The following is a 17,745-nucleotide window of genomic DNA, read 5'->3' on the forward strand; positions in this document are numbered from 1 at the left end:
AATTGGGGCGCAGTAAAGGGACCGGGTTTAAGATATTTCAACTTTTTTTAGCCCAATCTCTTACCTTCTTCTTTCATAATGAACCTCTACAAACTGGTTGAAACATTTTGTTCCTTTTAAGATCAAGTCCACTTGATAATCAGCTTCTTTAAATAAAGGAACTCCTTCTCCAATTATCGCAGGGGCGATGGTAAGAATGAACTCATCTATTAACTTTTCTTTAAGAAAAGAGTGTAATAGTTCTCCCCCGCCAACCATCCATATATTCTTTCCCTCTTGTTTTTTTAATTTATTTGCAAACTCGATGATATCATCCTTTATAAATGTCACCTCGTCTGTATCCTTGTTTTCCTGTCTCGAAAAAACATAGCATTCCTTATTTTTATAAGAAAAATCGTTCGTATGATTGATAATCCAATCATATGTTTTTCTTCCCATTAGAATAGTATCTATCGTTTCGTAGAATGCAGAAAACCCATTATCTCCTTCTCCCTCTACTTTAAATAACCATTCTAATGATTCATCCTTCCCAGCAATATAACCATCTAGACTTGTTGCTGTAAATAATACGATATTCCGCTGTTTTTTCATATACATTCCTCCTAAAACGTTCGATGGTTATAGTATAATGTTTAATAATGACACCTTTTGTCATATATATAATTTTAGAGGTGGTTGTATGCGGGCTGATCGGTTGATATCCATTTTGCTCCTGTTACAAAATAGAGGGAAAATGACAACAAAAGAATTAGCGAAGGAATTAGAAGTTACAGAAAGAACAATCCATCGGGATATGGATGCTTTAAGTACAGCAGGAATACCCATTGTAGCAGAAAGAGGGAAAATGGGCGGATGGACATTGCTTGACCAGTATCGTACGAACTTAACTGGATTAAAGTATGATGAAATGTTGTCTTTGCTTATTTCTCCTTCTGTTCAATTGCTGTCCGATCTCGGATTAGCAAAAGAATGGCATGATGCCCGCCAGAAAATGGTTGCTGCACTCCCGAATACTTTTCGACAAGGTTCCCTCGATGTCTGGAACCGAATTCATATAGATACAACCGCATGGAAACAACCAGCGGAAAAACTTGTTTCCTTTAAAATAATCCAAGAAGCAATTTGGAAAGAAAAAGTACTGCATATTCAATATGAGCGAGCTGACGGAAAAGTAGTTTTTCGAATGGTCAATCCTTTAGGATTAGTAGCTAAAGGCAGTACTTGGTACTTAATTGCCTCCTCAGACAAAAAGATACGAAATTATCGAGCATCCAGACTCCTGTCCTTAGTGATGACAGAGGAAGCTTTTACTAGACCAATCGACTTCAATTTAGAGAAATATTGGCTGGAATCCACACAAACTTTTATTAGCTCTCTTCCTGAATATAAGGTAGAAGTGGAAGCATCGCCATCGATTATTCATAGAATGAAATTCACCACACGTTTTGTGCAAATCGAAAGAATAGGAACACCAACTGCAGAGGGATGGCTCCCTGTAAGCCTGCGCAGTGATACAGAACAAGAAGCAATTGCCTATATTTTAGGCTTTGGCGATCAAATCAGAGTCATCTCCCCTTCCCCGCTGAAACAGGAAATTTACCAAATGGCGAAGAAGATAGTTGATTTTTATAATCTGCAAAAGATGTAAGGGAGCGCTGCTACCGCTGAGAAAGAAACGATAGAATAGGCAAAGTGAGGTAGCATTTAGAAGGATAAAGAAGGATCTAGAGATTACCTTATATGATAATTTCCCAAACATAGAAAGACGGAGTTTACGCAAATAGGACGAATTCCGTCTCTTGCATTTTTGATTGGTGTACGGAGACACATTGTATTACTAACCCTTCAACTTAAATCTCTATTTATATTCCATTTATAGAAAATATATGTGGAGAAAAAAATAAACAAATCTAACTCTATTAACCTCTCTTCTTCTATTCCTCGAATCAAGGCTCTCACTCCCTGCCATCATATTTTCTCTATTTACATCCAAAAATAAGGAGCGAAAACTAAAAATTATAGAATCACTCCTTAAAATAGATAGGACATCTTTAAATTCAAAAAAGCCTATCTTCCTTTAGGTTAGAAAGATAGACTTACTGATCAGCTATTGCTAATCTTTATATTTTCCCGCTCAATTTTTTGCTTTCTAATTTCATATGGAATTTCGGATCTTTTGGTGTACTTGGATTAATTCCTTTTAAAGCAGGGACTATTGCACATATTAACTGTACTGCTATTGGATACACAAATGAATGATACAAATAATTATCTCCATTTTCTATCACCAAATTCTTATCCTCAAAACCATCTACCTTACTGCCAATGATATAGATATTATCTGTCCAGTCTGATAGGACGCTAATTAATTTATTTACTCTCGGCTCTTCTCCTGTATGCAAGAATATAATCGTAGAATCTTCATTAATTGCGTTATAGATTCCATGAATAAATTCTTCAAATTCATAACCAGTTACAGGAATACGCATCGTCTCTAATAATTTCAAAGCACCTTCTAAAGTATCCCCATATAATTCATTGGTGCCGACAATTCTTATTTCTTTTGCATTTTTTAGTTTTTCACTATTCTTTTGCACCCATTCTTCCGCAGAATAGTAAATATCTAGAAAGGCATCGCTTGTTTTATTTAATATTTCTATCACTTGCTTCGTTTCCTCACTACTCAATTTCCCATTTTCTTCACCAATATAAAGAGCTAAAAGAAGCAAATTTAATTTTGTGCAATAAAATCCTTTTGTTTTTGCACCTGCCTTCTCTTCCCCACATTGAACAGTCAGTACATAATCGGCAATTTCATCAATTAGTGCATTATCTGTTCCCGCCATGGATGCTATGATACATCCTGACTCTTTGGCTAATTTCATAGAATTGTAGGTAGAATAACTACTTCCCCCTTGCGAGATTCCAATAAAGAGTGTATTTTTTGTGTCCTTTGTTAATAATTCCTTTGTAATTTGAAAAGGATAATAAGCTTCTACAGATAATCCAGTTAACTCACGCATTTTTTGTTGAACTTGCGCCCCTGAATGATAACTAGTTCCAGATCCTGTAATAATAATTCTATTAATCTCCTCTTTTTTAACAGTAGAAAACAGCTCACTTGATAGTGCAATTATTTCCTTCATTTTTGCTGGGGTTTCTTTTAAATAATCTGTAATATTCATTAATAATCTCTCCTTTATAATATTCCAATCCAATGTATAATTATTCCAATAAAAATAGTCGCAATTGTCATCTTAGATATGCTTACTTTTTTTCTAATCATCCAAAAGACAACAAATGTTACTAATATTGGCAAAAGATTAGGCAAAATTTGATTCAATATGTCTTGAATTACTACTTCTGCTCCATTTACGCTAAATTTCAATGGTGTGGTGATATTTAACATAGTTGCTACCATTGCTCCCACTACAAGTAAACCAACTGTAGTAGCCATTGCCATAATTTTGTCCATCAGGCCTTCTTTTTGTATTCTTTCCAATGAATTCACACCAACAGAATAACCAAACTTTAATCCAAAAATTCTTACTAATAAATTGGGAACATTATAAAGCAGCAAAAACAGGATTGGACCAATCAGATTGCCATGCTCTGCAAAGGATATACCAATACCCGCGGCAATTATCCTCAATGTTCCCCAAAATAATGAATCTCCAATACCAGCTAACGGTCCCATAAGCGCTGTTTTTACCGCATTAATCGAACCAGTGTCAAAATCTTTATTATTTGCATTTTGTTCCTCCATCGCTGCACTAATTCCGGCAATAGTAGGAGAAACAACTGGTGTTGTATTAAAAATTTCCAAATGTCTTTTTAAAGCCTGTGCCTGTTCTTCTTCCTTTTCATATAATCTCTTGATTACCGGGATCATCGTATAACAAAAGCCGAGATTCTGCATTCTCTCATAGTTAAAGGCACCCTGCAGAGCAAATGACCGCCAAAAAACGCTTTGCAAGTCCTTTTTACTAAGCTTCTTCCCCTCACTCAAAGTTAATCTCTCCCTCCGTTAAATTATTACTTTCGTCCTTCTTCTTTCCAGCATCGTTATTATCAATGAAAAAGTTTAATAGAATTGCTAAACATACCCCCATTAACGCTATTGCCATAACATCAAGTTCTAGATAGGATGCCGCTAAGAAACCAATAAAGAAAAATACGGCCATTTTTTTAGAAAACAGCATATCCATCAAGAGAGCAAATCCAATGGCTGGCAACAGGTTTCCGGCAATAGTCATTCCCTCTAAAATCACTTTTGGAACTGAATTAATTAGATACGTAACTTTATCTGCCCCAAATAAAATTGCTAAAAAGGTTGGAACAAACACACTTAGGAAAAATAAAGAGATAGGTATCCACATCATGAGGGTAACTTTTTTAAAATCAGCTTTTTGCGCGTAATGATCAGCTTTATGTACAAAATAAGTATTAATTACCCTTACAAGTACACCTAGTGATTGAGCTAAAACTGCAATAGGAACTGCAAGTGCCAAGGCAACTTCCGGACCCTTTCCAGAAATTATCGCAAAAGCAGTACCCAAGACTCCTCCTGTCACAACATCGGGTGGTGTAGATGAACCGATGCCAGCAATCCCCATCCAGATTAATTCTAGTTGCGCACCAATAATAATCCCCGTCTTAAAATCACCAAGAACTAATCCAACCAATGCACCTAATACCAAAGGGCGTTCTAACATCAAGACTCCGAATAATCTGCTATCCAATATTCCTATACCGGCTATTAACCCCAATAATATTGCCTCATATAACAAAAATCTCGCCTCCCCTTATTCTTACTACCATTTTCTTAGATATGATGACGACCATTGTTCGTAGATCTTGATGAAATATTTTTTCATTTTAGTAAATCACTGAATGATTGTTTTTTATCTCTTGGCAATATTCTGAAATCTAAATTTATACCTAGCTGCTCTATTTGTTTCAGGTTATTGATATCTTTTTCGCTGACTGCAACTAAATCAGTCAATTTTTTCTTCCCTTCTTCGTATCTTAGCCCCCCAATATTTATCTCACTTATAGCACCTTGGGAGTTCTTAGCAACTTCTAGAGCATCATCTGTATTTCTTACCAGAACTAATACATTACTTTTTTTCGCTTCAGCAAATTTACTAATTATTTCTCCAGATTCTGCAACTCCTCTAATATATAATTTCACATTATTAGGTTTAGCCAAATCGAGAGCCATTGCTTTTACTTTGTCATTTTTCGCTTCGTCATTTACCACAAGAATAACATTTGCACCGACAGAAGGTGACCATCCAAAAGCAACTTGCCCATGGAGAAGACGATCATCAATCCTGAATAAAGAAATCATTTTCACACCACTCCTTTTACTAATTCATTGATGTATTTAATCCCATTTCTTCCTTCTTTAATAGATTCAGTTAATATCGCTTCCAATGAATCTTCGTTATATGAAGTCATAATGGTAGTCAAAATCATAGGAAGATTCACACCCGAAACTAAATGAAATGTTTCATTTTCTGGTAAACTCAATAATATTTCAGAACAAATATTATTGACACTTCCCCCATACACATCTGTGAAAATAACAAGATCTGTTAAAGTATCGCTATAAATTAACTCTGTTAATTCCTTCTTTCCTACTTCTCCTGATTTTGATTTTGTCATACAAAAATAACTCATTTGGTGGTTTGTACCTATAATTAATTCAGCAGTCTCGATTAATGACTTGGCTAACTCACCATGTGTTGCAATAATGATTCTCACTATTCATCCCTCCATAAGATGGCTTTTTGTGTTACTGATTTTCTATCTGTTTAAACATAAACGCTATCGCACCAAGTGCTCCAGCATCCCCTCCAAGCCTAGCCAGACTTATTTCTGTTTTTATTGGAGTAAGGTTTGTAACTAATTCACTTATTTGATTGATTACGATATCCATCGATTCGGAAACATCTCCACCAATAATAACTCTTTCAGGATTTATTAGATTTGTTGCATTAGCGATAAAAACAGATAGTTCAATAACAAAACTATCTACGATAGAAATCACTTGTTCCTCTCCATGGGAATACTTTTGAAACAAAACTTCAGGGGAATAACCTGACTCTGCCAATGCAACTCCAGATACTTTTGATTCGAATACACCTGGTTTTCCCATCAGGTTAAACTTGCCATTTTCAAAATCACTCCGGCTTATTTGATAGGCAATCTCACCTGCTTGGTAATCATGACCATAAACTAGATTCCCTTCGTTAATAACTGCGCTTCCAACACTCTGCCCTATTTCAATGAATAAGAGATTTTTAATCCCTGAAGGATCCAGCCACATTTCGCCTAGACCTGCACAATTGACATCATTGTTTATGAAAGTGGGAAAAGGAAAATGCGGTTTGAAAATTTCATGAAGGTTAAGATTAGTCCAATTTAAAGCTTTTGCCCGAAATACTATTTCTGAATTAGCTCTACCAGGCACCCCTATGCCCATCCCTAGAATTTTTTCCTCTGGTATAGCAGATTCTTTTATGCTCTGTTTGACAATACTGATAATTTCTTCTACTTGATTCGTTAGCTTCACCTTTTTTTTAAAGATTATCTTTCCAACTAAATTGGTAATAATGATTAAAATTCTTACTCTATCAATGTCTAACCCAATCCCATAGGCTGAATCCGTGTTGTATCCTAACATTAATGCAGGTCTCCCACCACCTTTTACTGGACTTTGTTCTCCCATCTCAATTACTAACTTTTTTTCTAACAATTCTTCCACAATAGATGAAACCGTTGACTTACTTAGTGATAATTTCTTCGCAATTTGAGCTCTGCTAATTAACTTTTCTGTTTTAATTTCTTCCAATATCAATGACCGATTAATTTTTTTTATCAAGTCATGATGTGCTGCAACTTTGTTTTTCATAATGCTTTATCCTATCTCCAATACTAGTTTGTAAATCCTTTAAAATTTCTATTATTTCTTATTCACTTTAATTAGTTTTGTTACTGGACTAATTATTTGTATTATCGCATGAGTTTTCTGACATTTCAATATTTTTTTAAAAAAATTCTGATCATTCTACGATTTTATTAGTATTTTTTAATTGCGGGGGAAGATATCAGGGAACTTAAGGGATATATCAGCTAAAACGAGGAGGATATCAGCCAATGTAAGGGATATATCAGCCAAAACGAAGAGCATATCAGCCAAAGTAAAGGGTATATCAGCCAAAACGGGGAGCATATCAGCCAAAGTAGGGATATATCAGCCAAAACGAAGAGCATATCAGCCAAAGTAGGGATATATCAGCCAAAACGGGGAGCATATCAGCCAAATGGGGGAAGAAAATTTATTTTGAAGATTCCTTTACTGAATTATCTTTGTTTATACTAAAATAGGGCTCTCTCATACAGTAGAGAGAAGCCCTGTTAAAAGTTAATAAAAGAGACTTTCTTATAAAGTTAAAAATTCTTTTTTCATGCCAATGATTAGCTGCCTCGTTACTTACTCCTCTTTCATATTTAAAGTTAGTAACGGGATTCTTTTTTCATATTTTTTTACTAATGCTTCATTATGGTCGTCAGATCCTTCTATATTTCCACTTAAGAAAACTGGTGGTTCAAAATCATGATCTGCCATGATTTTAATTGCCTCTGCGAAGATACTATTAAGAATAGTCGCACCAATAACAGTAGAAGTCGGGGCAAATGGTACCTTCACCTTATCGTAGCTTAAGATTGCATCTCCTTTAGCAGAATGATTATTTATCACTAAATCGACTGAATTAAAAAGATGGCTGCCGCTTTTATGACGTGAAGGCTGGCTTTGGGAATATTCTAATGAAGTTATCCCAATGACAAAAGCGCCTTTTTCTTTCGCATATTGCGCTACATCTACAGGGACAGGATTTCGCCCAGATGTGGATAACACAAAAACGATATCATTTGGCTTAATCTCATATTCCTCTATAAAGTTTTGTGCATAATCATTTTTGCGCTCCAGCTGGGAAGAATGCATTGCCCCTTCGTGAAGCATTAGCGGTTCGAATAAGATTGGTTTTAGGGGTACCAATCCACCAGCGCGGTAAAAAACCTCTTCTGTTAAGATATGCGAGTGGCCACATCCAAACAATTGAATAATACCATCATTTTCAATGCTGTCTGCGACTTTCTCCGCAGCCAATTGCAATTGCGCTTTTTCCTTTTCTAAAACGAGCTGCAGTAGATTGCTTACTTTTTCAAAATAGTTCGTTAGCATAAGTTAAGCCCCCAGTTTATTTAATATTTGTGCAACTTCCGTCGGAATGGTTTTCCCTGTTGCTTGGTCAATTGTGGAACCAAATATATGCGGCATAAAAAATTCTATTTCTATTTTCTTTACTGCATCAATGATTGTCTTTATATTGAACGCACTTATACCACCTGCAGGTTCAATACCACGAATTCCTTTTTGTGCAGCAACTTTTGTTAAATAGACAAGCTCCTCTAAATGAACTTCGCCGGATAGAGGCATAAATTTAATGGACTCCACTCCTAATACGAGCGCAATTTCTACGAATTCCTCTACTTTTACTTCCATACCTGAAGCTAATTTCACAGTTCCAACGGTTCCACTTGGTTTTACCAATGCATTAACAAGCTGAGGAGATGCTCCTTTTCCTTCTAGAAATCCTTTTGCATAGATGGCACTTTCAAATGGCTGATTAATATGTCCTGGATTAGAAATAGCGGCTATGTCGAGAACTCGTTTTGCATACACAGGATCTCCGCCACCGCCAAGACCGATAGAGACGATATCAACTACTTCCTTCAATTCTTTAACCTTACTAGCCCCTTCTTGCTTGTTGGAAAAATCGGACGCCACGATTCCTGGAACAACAAAGCCTTTTCCAGCTTCCATGATATCCTGGACATTTTCTTTATCCTTTGCTAGAAAATTGAATAACACAAAATCAAAAAGCTTTTCTTTTAACATGTTAGCGGCCCTCTTTCATTTTTTCAATAATTTGTACCATGTTTTGAAGAGCAACTTTGATTATTTTTTCCCCTTTATCTGGACGGGCTAATGTTGCATCACTTAAAATGGCTGTTTCGGTGAATTCTTCCCAAGGTGTTGGTGTCACATCGGCAATCATTGGAATGGTTGGCATATCATTTAATGCTTTCTCCATCGCAACAAACTCTGGAGCTAGATATAACATGTAGGATGTTTCTATTTCATCTGCGTGAAAGTATGTGCCATGGCTTGCTGGCGTTTCTCTAACTTCAGCAATAACTTTGCTTGTACCAGGATAAAATAGGTAGAGTACGATTAACTCTGGGTATATTTCATAAAGCTTTCGTGCTGCTTCTTTCATGGCAAAAGCATTTCCTAGATGTCCATTAACCATGGCGAAAATTTGGAAGCCCTGACGGTATAAACTTTCTCCGATATCGAATAACATACTAATTAACGATTCATTCGATACATTGATGCTGCCAGGGAAGTTCTTTAAACTCCAAACCTGTCCATAAGGTAACGTCGGTAAAACAAATCCATTAACTTGTTCGGCGAGCTTTGCACTTAACCGTTCCGCTAAAAGATTATCTGTCCCTAATGGTAAATGCGGGCCGTGAGCCTCTACAGCTCCGATTGGTAAGATTGCGACCTTTTTATCGATTATTTTTCCTTTCACCTCAAAGGAGTTTTCGTATTGGAATTGCATGCTTACACCTCGCTCATTATTTTTTAAATGTAAAGCATCTTGCTGGGTTTTCTACAAAGAATTTATGAACCAGCTGCTCCCCATTAAAGCCTTTTTGATTTGCTTCCTCAATGAATCTAGGAACCCACTTGGCAATAATGTATTCGAGACCTAAGCCGTAATCATAATGTTTATAATAGCTTTTACGAGCTGTATCACCCGAAATAAGGATTTGATTTTCATAGCCCTTTTCTACTAAATGTAGAATGCATTCAATTCTTAGCGACTCTGGTGCGTATTTGATTTTCGCTATGCCGTCAAAACTTAAGAGTGCCCCTGTTTTCGCTATTTTTTCATGATAAGATGGATCTGGATTACGATCCATATGTCCTAGACTTAAGAATTCAAGATTCACATTTTCTGATTTTAATAGTTCGATTTGCTCTAATGCCATCGTGCCAACTTCAGTATGGGAATGGATTGGAGCTTTTGTTTCATGATGTGCTCTTGCTACTGCACGTAAAGTCTTCTCTTCTAAGGGCGTAATTCGGTTATAGCCTGTTCCGAATTTCACTTGTCCTGCTTTAAACGGCGTGCCTTCCAGTCCTTCTTCCACTTCTCTAATGACAAACTCCGTTAGTTTATTAATACTTGTTTGATCAATCCATTCCGCATAAGTATCGTAATTTCCAATAAGCGGTTTAAGCTCGTCTTTAATCTTTCCATCCCAAAGAAAGCTCTTGTTAAAACCAGCTGTACCGATAATGTGGAGATCCAGCTCATCCGATATTTCCTTTACCGCTTGCACATCGCGGCCATAATCAACGGCTGTAGCATCAACAATCGCTTGGCCTCCATGGCGTTTGAAATCAGCCACATCCTTTTTAGACTTTTCCTTATCATCTAATAGTAAATCATCCGCATCTCTTTCAGCCCAATAGGCTGGACGGCAAACAATATGTTCATGTGAATAAGTAAAACCTAACTCTTTAGGTTGAATATCTCCTCTTAATGTCCGAATAAAGCTCATTTTCATTTACCTCCTGATCGATTAAGTGAAAAACCGACATATGAATCAATGTCGGATTATATAATTGTTATTTAATTAAAGAGCATTCCGATCAATCTGAATAATGGTCCTAAGATGAACATATCAGAATCCGCAGCCCACATGGCGGTGTCTGGAATCGTCGAAGCAATCAGCGTTTTAACCATTAGATATTGTCCCCATGCGACAACGGTTGCTGTTATGAAGCCACCCATTAGAGCGCCGCGGACGCCGCCAGTTGCATTCCCAAAAACACCAGCAGTTGCTCCATGAAAGAATAGTACAATCATTGTTGGCACAAACACATACCCTACTGTTTGCCCTAAAATAATTAGCCAGATGATACCGCCAGCAAATGCGCCAAGGAATCCAAGAATAACGGCATTTGGAGCATAAGTGAATACGATAGGTGCATCTAATGCAGGTCTTGCACCAGGAACTAGTTTCGTAGCGATTCCGTTGAAGGCAGGAACAATCTCACCAATAAACATTTTCACCCCGAAAAGGACAACAGCAATACCAGCTGCAAAGGTAAAGGATTGAATAATGGCATACATGATAAAATTCTGATCGCCAGCTTGAGCAACTAAGGCATCTGCAGCAGGTGTATCTTTTAAGGAAAGAATAACAGCACCTATTACGAAGAGAATACTCATTGTCAGGGCAGTAATAACATTGGAGTCTCTAAGAAATTCAAGACCTTTCGGCAATTTGATTTTTTCCGCATCATTCTCTTTATTCCCAAACCATTTTCCAAACCAAGATGCAAGTAATGCAACGAGCGCAGAAGTGTGTCCTAGCGCTATTTGGTCATGGCCAGTAATTTTCCGCATATACGGCTGGACGATAGCTGGTTGGAAGGTCCAATAAATCCCCATAAATACGGATAATATAAGAACTAAAGCTGCGAATGGGATATTTGTTGTTGTATCGATAAGGACACCTGCAAATATCATGGTTGTCCAGAACATCATATGCCCTGTTAAGTAGATATATTTAAAGCGAGTGAATCTTGCTAATAACACGTTAATGATAAACCCGATAAACATCGCTAATGTAACTGCTGAGCCATATTTCGCATTGAAGGCTTCTTGTCCCATAAAAGCACTAAATTCTGCTCCTTCAATCCCAAATACTTCGCTCCACATCGGTTCAAATACTCCAAGGGAACCAGTAATAACTCCTGCACCAGCATTAATGATTAAGAAACCAATCATTGCTTTAAATGTGCCGCTGATGATTTGGCTTGTATTCTTTTTCTGTAAGATCAAACCAAGCAACACAATAAAGCCTAATAAAATTGCCGGTATTCCGAAGAAGTTAGATGCTAGCCATTGAATGACCTCCATTGTTTGTTCCTCCTCTATTATTTAGGATTTATTAAACGATATTTGCTTCAAGAGCTGTTTTAATTTCATTTGTATCAAAGTAATTATTAACGATAATGATTTTGGAGGAATGTCCTGCTAATGACTGGGATAATTCATTACTTGTAATGATAAAGTCAGGACGTTCGGCAGAAGCACTGGAAACGTCTGTGTTTTCTACATCTGCGTCTATCCCCATTTGGCGCAGTACATTTTCTACATTAATTCGTAAAATCAAGCTTGTTCCTTGTCCTAATCCACATACGCATAAAATTTTCATTAGATTCGTCCTCCTATTAATGGTTTAATCTCTTCATAGCTTTGTGCATTCAGTAGTTTTTCTACATTTTCTTGATTTGATAGCAGTGCCGTTAATTTTTGCAGCACGGTAACATGCTCTGTACTAGAGGAAGCGCCTAAAGCGAATACTAACCTCACTGGGTCATTAGAAGAATGACCAAATTTAACTGGTGTCTTTAGTCTGACAAATGATACACATGCCTCTTTCACGCCGTCTTCTGGTCTTGCATGAGGGAGCGCTATATTTGGCGCAAGGACAAAATAAGGACCATTTGTTTGAAAAGAACGCACCATAGCATGTACATAAGTTTCTTCAACAAGTTTACTATTCATTAGAAGCTTCCCCGTGCTAATAATAGCCTCTTCCGGTGATGCAGCTTCTACATCTAAAGCAATTAGAGATTCCTCCAAAAATTTCATGTATCACACCTCCATGTTAGTTAACCAATTGCTGATCAATTAAGGATTGTTTCATATATTGATAGATATCCTGTGCTGTTTGAAGTTTGATTAATCTGTTCACTGTGTCTTTTTTGGAAAATAATCCTGTTAATTGGGATAAAGCCCTGAGATGTGATTCTTGATCCAAAGGAGCTAATGTAATGATTAAGGAAACATCATGCTTTTCATCATTTGAAAATGAAACGGCTTCTTCAAGTTTCAATAGACTGATGCCTAGTTTCTTGACGCCATCTTCTGGTTTAGCATGAGGAATCGCTACCTTCGGTGAAATAACAATATAAGGTCCATACTTTTCAATTTTTGAAATCATCGCATCTCGGTATGCTTCCGTAATATATTCACCTTCTATCAGGGAGCGAGCCGCTAATTTAATAGCTGATTTCCAATTTGGAACATTTAAAGTTGTCTGGATATGTTCTTCTTTTAAAATATCAAGTAAGTTTGGTTTATAGGCTTCGGTTATTGTCATTTCTGGACTATTTAAATATTGTCTTAATTCCTTCATCAACTCGTCTTTTTGATGTATCGTTGCATATCGTTCCACCACATCGATAATTCGATTTGTGGCAAGATGCTGCTTTTGCGTGCTATTAAAGATAGCGTTTACCTTTTTTAATAAACTTTCCTTTTCAGCATCCGATAGAATAGGACTAACGATAAAAACTGGTGTATCCTTTTTCTGAATCGCTGTTGTGGAAAAGACAAGATCAACATGATAGTTCTTCTTCTCATAATCTCTAACGGAAATAGAATCAGTAATATCAATTGTTGAGAATAACCCTTCTAATTGCTGTTTTAATATTTGAGAGGTGCCAATCCCATTTGCACACACGACTAATGCTTTTTTCCTAGTAATTAGTGTTGTCCCAGCTCTCCTTAAGCACCCTCCAAAGTGAAAAGAAATATAAGCGATTTCATTTTCTGGCAGCTGCTTCCCAATCAGCTTTTCGAAGGGCTCAATCACCTTCTGCGTGAGGAAGTATACCTCTTCAAATTGGGATTTAACAGCGTCAACAATATTTTTTTCGACATCAAGTCCATATTTGACCCGATAAAAAGCAGGTTTTAAATGGAGAACGAGATTTTTCACCAGGGTTTCCTGATCATCAAATAAGGTACAAGCAAGGATTTGAAATTGATTCGTCATTATTTTGGCAATCTTCATTAACTCTTCTGAAAGGATATTGTCATTTAAATCTTCTTCCGAGTAATTAACACGTGCCCCTAATAAGTAAGTAGTTAAATAAATCTGTTCATCTTCAGGAAAGGTTGTTTGAAATATACGTTCGAGTTCCCTGCAAATTTGTTTTGCAACCAAAAATGCTTTCGTGTTCCGTAATACTTCCTTTTCCACTACATCCATTTTTATATAATTTGCTTGCGTTATTCTCATGCTAAATAGCATAAATCGCAAACTTAAGCTGTAAAGCATATTATCGGTAAACTTAATATTTAATTCTTTTTCGCTTTGGAACAGTAAATGATAAACTTGTTTCAGCAATGCTAAAAGTTGCTCACTGTTTTTGGCGTCGCTAAGTTGAATTTGCAGAGCAGCTACTAATGAATGCTGATTTTGGACGGGGATGGCAATCGATAAATAATACCCAATTGCTCTCCGAACTTCCGTTTCATCCCCTGATATGGTGTATCCTTGCTTCCGTTCAAAATCCAAATGAAGATGAAAAGAGCAAATATCCATTTTTAAAGATTTAATATCTTCAATAGTAGTCGTTCTACTAACTCTAGTTTTTTCCATTAGGTCTTCCAGAAAATATCGTTTTCCGCCCATTAAGATATAAATAGCAATCCATGCCTTGCGTTCATCTTGTGAGTATTCATAATGCCAGGCTTGGACTTTCTGTATGTTGGTTGGAATAAGCTTTTTCACTTTATCTGGAAGAATAAATCCCGCACTCCGCACTTTTTCCACCTTGTCGATTCCAAGGCTATCGAGCCAGTCATTGATTTTCTCTATATCATAATAGATGGTTCGGCGGGAAACATTTAATTTCTCTGTTAATTCTTCCACAGACATATAAGAGTCTGCATGGATGAGTTGCATTAATATCGCAGTACTGCGTTTATCTAATGACATGTCATATTCCTCCTCGCACTTAAGTAATGTGCAAAAAGATAAAGGGCAATTGCTTAGCTTGATTCTACCCCCTATCTGTCTATATGGAAAGACCGATTATAATCAACAGCTTTTGTGCAAAATCGTACTCGTTAATCAGCATGATTCGAAAACAAATTTTATTATCTGTATATACGCTCTTCCCCGTTCCCCAAAGGATACAACCGATATTCCCATCTATGTGTACATTCCTCCAGCATATAATAGCCGTTCTCCTCATTCCTCACTATCCGGGAACATTGCTGTCTTGGAATCGTTCCTGACTCCTTGTCGTTTTCAACTTCTATCCAGCTTTCATTCGCTGATTTATCATAACGAACCTCTAGGCGATTACCATTAATCTCTATTGCTTGCCCATCCTCTTTCTTCTCCGCCATTTTCATAAAAATGTCAATCCTTTCCGTCATTTCTGACGAAAAGGATTGGTTTTCTTCCTTCTTATTTTGGATAGCATTATTACGAGTAGAAGTGGGATTTAGATACACATCCTTTTCTCCCTCTAGCGTTGGAAAACGAACCACATCCTTTGTAATCCATTGGGCGTTTTCCCACCCTATGGCACTTTCATCTCCCCCATCACCCATATCGGAAGAACGAACCATTACTCTAATGGGTTGGCCGTCAAGATGCTTGCCGATAAGTCCGAACTTTGTTTTGTAGAATTCATAATAATAAGTGGTTTCACCAAGGGTAAAATTCCGATGTTCAATCACTAACGACTGCCTGTTATCCGGAGAATCAATGGTCGTATAATTATTTTCCAAAAGGGAAACCATGAGCGCGTGTAAAAGCAAAATAGGAATACTGAGCATTAAACCAATTATCACCCAAAAGGAACGAATGCGTGCAGAACGAAATCCCATAATAGATAAAATCAAAATGTTAAGGATAAGCGGAAGGATATAACCAGTTGGCAGCAGGAAGATAAAATAATAGCCTGAAAAGTGCATGATGAGTAGTACTATATCCATTACGGCTAGTAAAGCCAGGGGCCATTTTGTTTTTGTCATTGTATCATCTCTTTTCTATAAATATATAGAATTTCTATGTAGATACTATATTTATACCTTATTAATTAAATAAAAACAACGACATTCACTAATTAAGCTGCTTTACAAGTAAAATTTATCCCCATCTAATTTAGACGGGGATGCCTTTATCTTTTTCTCAAAATAGACTCTATTCACTCTTCTCTTCCCCAAAAAACTGTAAACACATTAACAAACTTCAACTCTCCTCACCAAACGGACAATTCTCTACCAAAATAGACCCAGTCGGACACCCATCAAGTGCATCGAATAAATCATCATATAATTCATCTGCTAACGCTACTGTTCCTGTATTATGATCTATCATCACCTCTGATAATCCTTCCTCATCGTAATCAAAAATCTCTGGGGCCGCTGCTCCACATGCTCCGCACGCAATACATGTATCCTTATCAACCATTACATATTTAGCCATTCTTATCCCCCTTCCCTCCATTTCTAGCTCGAGCTTCCTCTCCTAATCTTTTCATTTCCAGCTAGTTCTCTCCGGCACAGTCTCTACCACTAACGCTCCTTTCCTAAATAAATACCTACATTTTGGTTGCTTAAAGAAAATCTCATATACATCTTTTACTGAAAAGCAGACAAAATTCGCTTCTTTTCCTACTTCAATCCCATACTTATCCTTTATAGAGTAAGCTCGTGCTCCATTAACCGTAATCATGTTCACTATTTGCTTCAGCTCCTCTCTTCCAGTCATATGTGCTAAATGAAGAGCCATGTGGGCCGCTTGAAGGATATTGCCATTTCCAAATGGGTAAAAGGGAGTTTGGATATCATCATGGGCAATGCATACATTTACACCCTGTTCCGCTAACTCTTTCAAACGTGTAATACCTCTCCCCTTTGGATGAGCATCTGCTCTCCCTTGCATCGTAGTGTTAACTAATGGGCAGCAGACAATTGTAACTTGAGCCTTTTTCACTAATGACATGACTTTGTTGGCATAGGCATCTGAATAATAAAGCATGGCATTAGCGTGGCTAGCGGTTACCTTTCCCTCCATTTTCTCCTGCATTGTCAGGCTTGCGACAACTTCAAGGAAACGAGAATGTTCATCATCGACTTCATCACAAAAAATATGAATTTCTTTTTCATATTTTTTGGCTAGAGAAAAAGCGAATTCCAATGATTGAATTCCTTCCTCTCTCGTATTTTCCAAGTGCGGAACTGCACTAACAGCATCAGCTCCTAGTAATATTGCTTTTTCTAACCGCTCTTGATTTTCCGGACAAGAAATAATTCCATTTTGCGGGAAAGCGATTATTTGAAGAGAAAGGAATGACTTCAGCTCTTCTCTTAATTCCATGATGGCATGCAAAGCTGTTAAGTCAGAATCGGAAATATCCACTGCTGCTCTCACATATAGCACGCCATATTCCATCAACATTTTAAGGGCTTTGAATGCTCTATTTTTCACATCTTCTTTAGTCAGCGATTGCTTTCTGACAGACCAAATATCAATTGCTTCTCCCAATGTACCAGATTGATTAAACCAAGGTTCCCCTGCTGTCAGCACCGTATCTAAATGCGTGTGCATCTCCACAAAAGGAGGCAGTAATACATTTCCTTCTAAATCCATTTCCTCATTCCCCATTAAATTGCTTGATGAAATGGAGTGGATTTTCCCATCCTTTATACCTATATTAGTAGGATTTCCCTTAAAAGGAAGCTGAGCATTCTTTAAAACTAGATCAAACATCTT

The 17,745-nt window shown here is 37.0% G+C and carries 19 protein-coding genes; 1 reads left to right on the plus strand and 18 read right to left on the minus strand.

The genetic code is table 11. From position 1 onward, the window contains the following. Positions 1-60 precede the first annotated feature (60 nt). On the minus strand, positions 61-591 hold the full coding sequence (locus NSQ92_RS19390) for a dihydrofolate reductase family protein (RefSeq protein ID WP_061799295.1): 531 nt from the start codon (positions 589-591) through the stop codon (positions 61-63). An 88-nt stretch (positions 592-679) separates the two neighbouring features. On the opposite strand from NSQ92_RS19390, the gene NSQ92_RS19395 reads away from it, so the two are divergent. After that, complete coding sequence (locus tag NSQ92_RS19395) at positions 680-1,648, plus strand: helix-turn-helix transcriptional regulator (RefSeq protein WP_341153105.1); 969 nt, start codon at positions 680-682, stop codon at positions 1,646-1,648. 472 nt (positions 1,649-2,120) lie between these two features. Here NSQ92_RS19395 and NSQ92_RS19400 read toward each other — a convergent pair whose 3' ends face one another. The 17 genes from NSQ92_RS19400 to NSQ92_RS19480 form a co-directional block, all read right to left on the minus strand. Then, positions 2,121-3,185, minus strand: coding sequence for an SIS domain-containing protein (locus NSQ92_RS19400; protein ID WP_095259230.1), 1,065 nt, complete (start codon positions 3,183-3,185; stop codon positions 2,121-2,123). A gap of 14 nt (positions 3,186-3,199) precedes the next feature. Continuing rightward, positions 3,200-4,009 (minus strand): PTS system mannose/fructose/sorbose family transporter subunit IID, encoded by an 810-nt coding sequence (locus tag NSQ92_RS19405; protein WP_047942039.1) that lies wholly within the window; start codon positions 4,007-4,009, stop codon positions 3,200-3,202. Further along, entirely contained in the window at positions 4,002-4,790 is a 789-nt protein-coding gene (locus tag NSQ92_RS19410; protein WP_047942037.1) for a PTS mannose/fructose/sorbose/N-acetylgalactosamine transporter subunit IIC, read from the minus strand. The genes NSQ92_RS19405 and NSQ92_RS19410 overlap by 8 nt, the downstream gene beginning before the upstream one ends. 83 nt (positions 4,791-4,873) lie before the next feature. Beyond that, on the minus strand, positions 4,874-5,353 hold the full coding sequence (locus NSQ92_RS19415) for a PTS system mannose/fructose/N-acetylgalactosamine-transporter subunit IIB (protein ID WP_047942035.1): 480 nt from the start codon (positions 5,351-5,353) through the stop codon (positions 4,874-4,876). Between the two features lie 2 nt (positions 5,354-5,355). Continuing rightward, on the minus strand, positions 5,356-5,769 hold the full coding sequence (locus NSQ92_RS19420; protein WP_053215654.1) for a PTS sugar transporter subunit IIA: 414 nt from the start codon (positions 5,767-5,769) through the stop codon (positions 5,356-5,358). Between the two features lie 31 nt (positions 5,770-5,800). Beyond that, the gene (locus NSQ92_RS19425; protein ID WP_047942029.1) at positions 5,801-6,919 is read right to left on the minus strand and encodes an ROK family transcriptional regulator; all 1,119 of its coding nucleotides are present in this window, start codon (positions 6,917-6,919) and stop codon (positions 5,801-5,803) included. A 582-nt stretch (positions 6,920-7,501) separates the two neighbouring features. Further along, positions 7,502-8,254: an SIS domain-containing protein gene (locus tag NSQ92_RS19430; RefSeq protein WP_095322476.1), complete on the minus strand. Its 753-nt coding sequence runs from the start codon at positions 8,252-8,254 to the stop codon at positions 7,502-7,504. A 3-nt stretch (positions 8,255-8,257) separates the two neighbouring features. Then, the gene (locus NSQ92_RS19435; RefSeq protein WP_061799328.1) at positions 8,258-8,971 is read right to left on the minus strand and encodes a KDGP aldolase; all 714 of its coding nucleotides are present in this window, start codon (positions 8,969-8,971) and stop codon (positions 8,258-8,260) included. Position 8,972: 1 nt separating this feature from the next. Next, positions 8,973-9,701 carry a creatininase family protein gene (locus NSQ92_RS19440; protein ID WP_061799329.1) on the minus strand — a complete coding sequence of 243 codons (729 nt, stop codon included), beginning with the start codon at positions 9,699-9,701 and terminating at the stop codon, positions 8,973-8,975. Between the two features lie 16 nt (positions 9,702-9,717). After that, complete coding sequence (locus NSQ92_RS19445; RefSeq protein WP_047942023.1) at positions 9,718-10,710, minus strand: phosphotriesterase family protein; 993 nt, start codon at positions 10,708-10,710, stop codon at positions 9,718-9,720. Between the two features lie 71 nt (positions 10,711-10,781). After that, a complete protein-coding gene (locus NSQ92_RS19450) occupies positions 10,782-12,077 on the minus strand; it encodes a PTS ascorbate transporter subunit IIC (RefSeq protein ID WP_047942022.1) in 1,296 nt (431 codons plus the stop codon). A 31-nt stretch (positions 12,078-12,108) separates the two neighbouring features. Then, positions 12,109-12,375 (minus strand): PTS sugar transporter subunit IIB, encoded by a 267-nt coding sequence (locus NSQ92_RS19455; RefSeq protein ID WP_047942018.1) that lies wholly within the window; start codon positions 12,373-12,375, stop codon positions 12,109-12,111. Further along, on the minus strand, positions 12,375-12,815 hold the full coding sequence (locus tag NSQ92_RS19460) for a PTS sugar transporter subunit IIA (protein ID WP_341153106.1): 441 nt from the start codon (positions 12,813-12,815) through the stop codon (positions 12,375-12,377). The genes NSQ92_RS19455 and NSQ92_RS19460 overlap by 1 nt, the downstream gene beginning before the upstream one ends. A gap of 16 nt (positions 12,816-12,831) precedes the next feature. After that, a complete protein-coding gene (locus NSQ92_RS19465; RefSeq protein ID WP_328282969.1) occupies positions 12,832-14,952 on the minus strand; it encodes a BglG family transcription antiterminator in 2,121 nt (706 codons plus the stop codon). Positions 14,953-15,113: 161 nt separating this feature from the next. Next, on the minus strand, positions 15,114-16,001 hold the full coding sequence (locus NSQ92_RS19470) for a hypothetical protein (protein WP_172885252.1): 888 nt from the start codon (positions 15,999-16,001) through the stop codon (positions 15,114-15,116). Positions 16,002-16,218: 217 nt separating this feature from the next. Next, entirely contained in the window at positions 16,219-16,455 is a 237-nt protein-coding gene (locus tag NSQ92_RS19475; protein WP_047942012.1) for a ferredoxin, read from the minus strand. A gap of 51 nt (positions 16,456-16,506) precedes the next feature. After that, on the minus strand, positions 16,507-17,742 hold the full coding sequence (locus NSQ92_RS19480) for an amidohydrolase family protein (RefSeq protein ID WP_061799339.1): 1,236 nt from the start codon (positions 17,740-17,742) through the stop codon (positions 16,507-16,509). Positions 17,743-17,745 lie beyond the last annotated feature (3 nt).

The organism is Niallia sp. FSL M8-0099 (genome assembly GCF_038006945.1).
Lineage (GTDB): Bacteria > Bacillota > Bacilli > Bacillales > Cytobacillaceae > Niallia > Niallia circulans.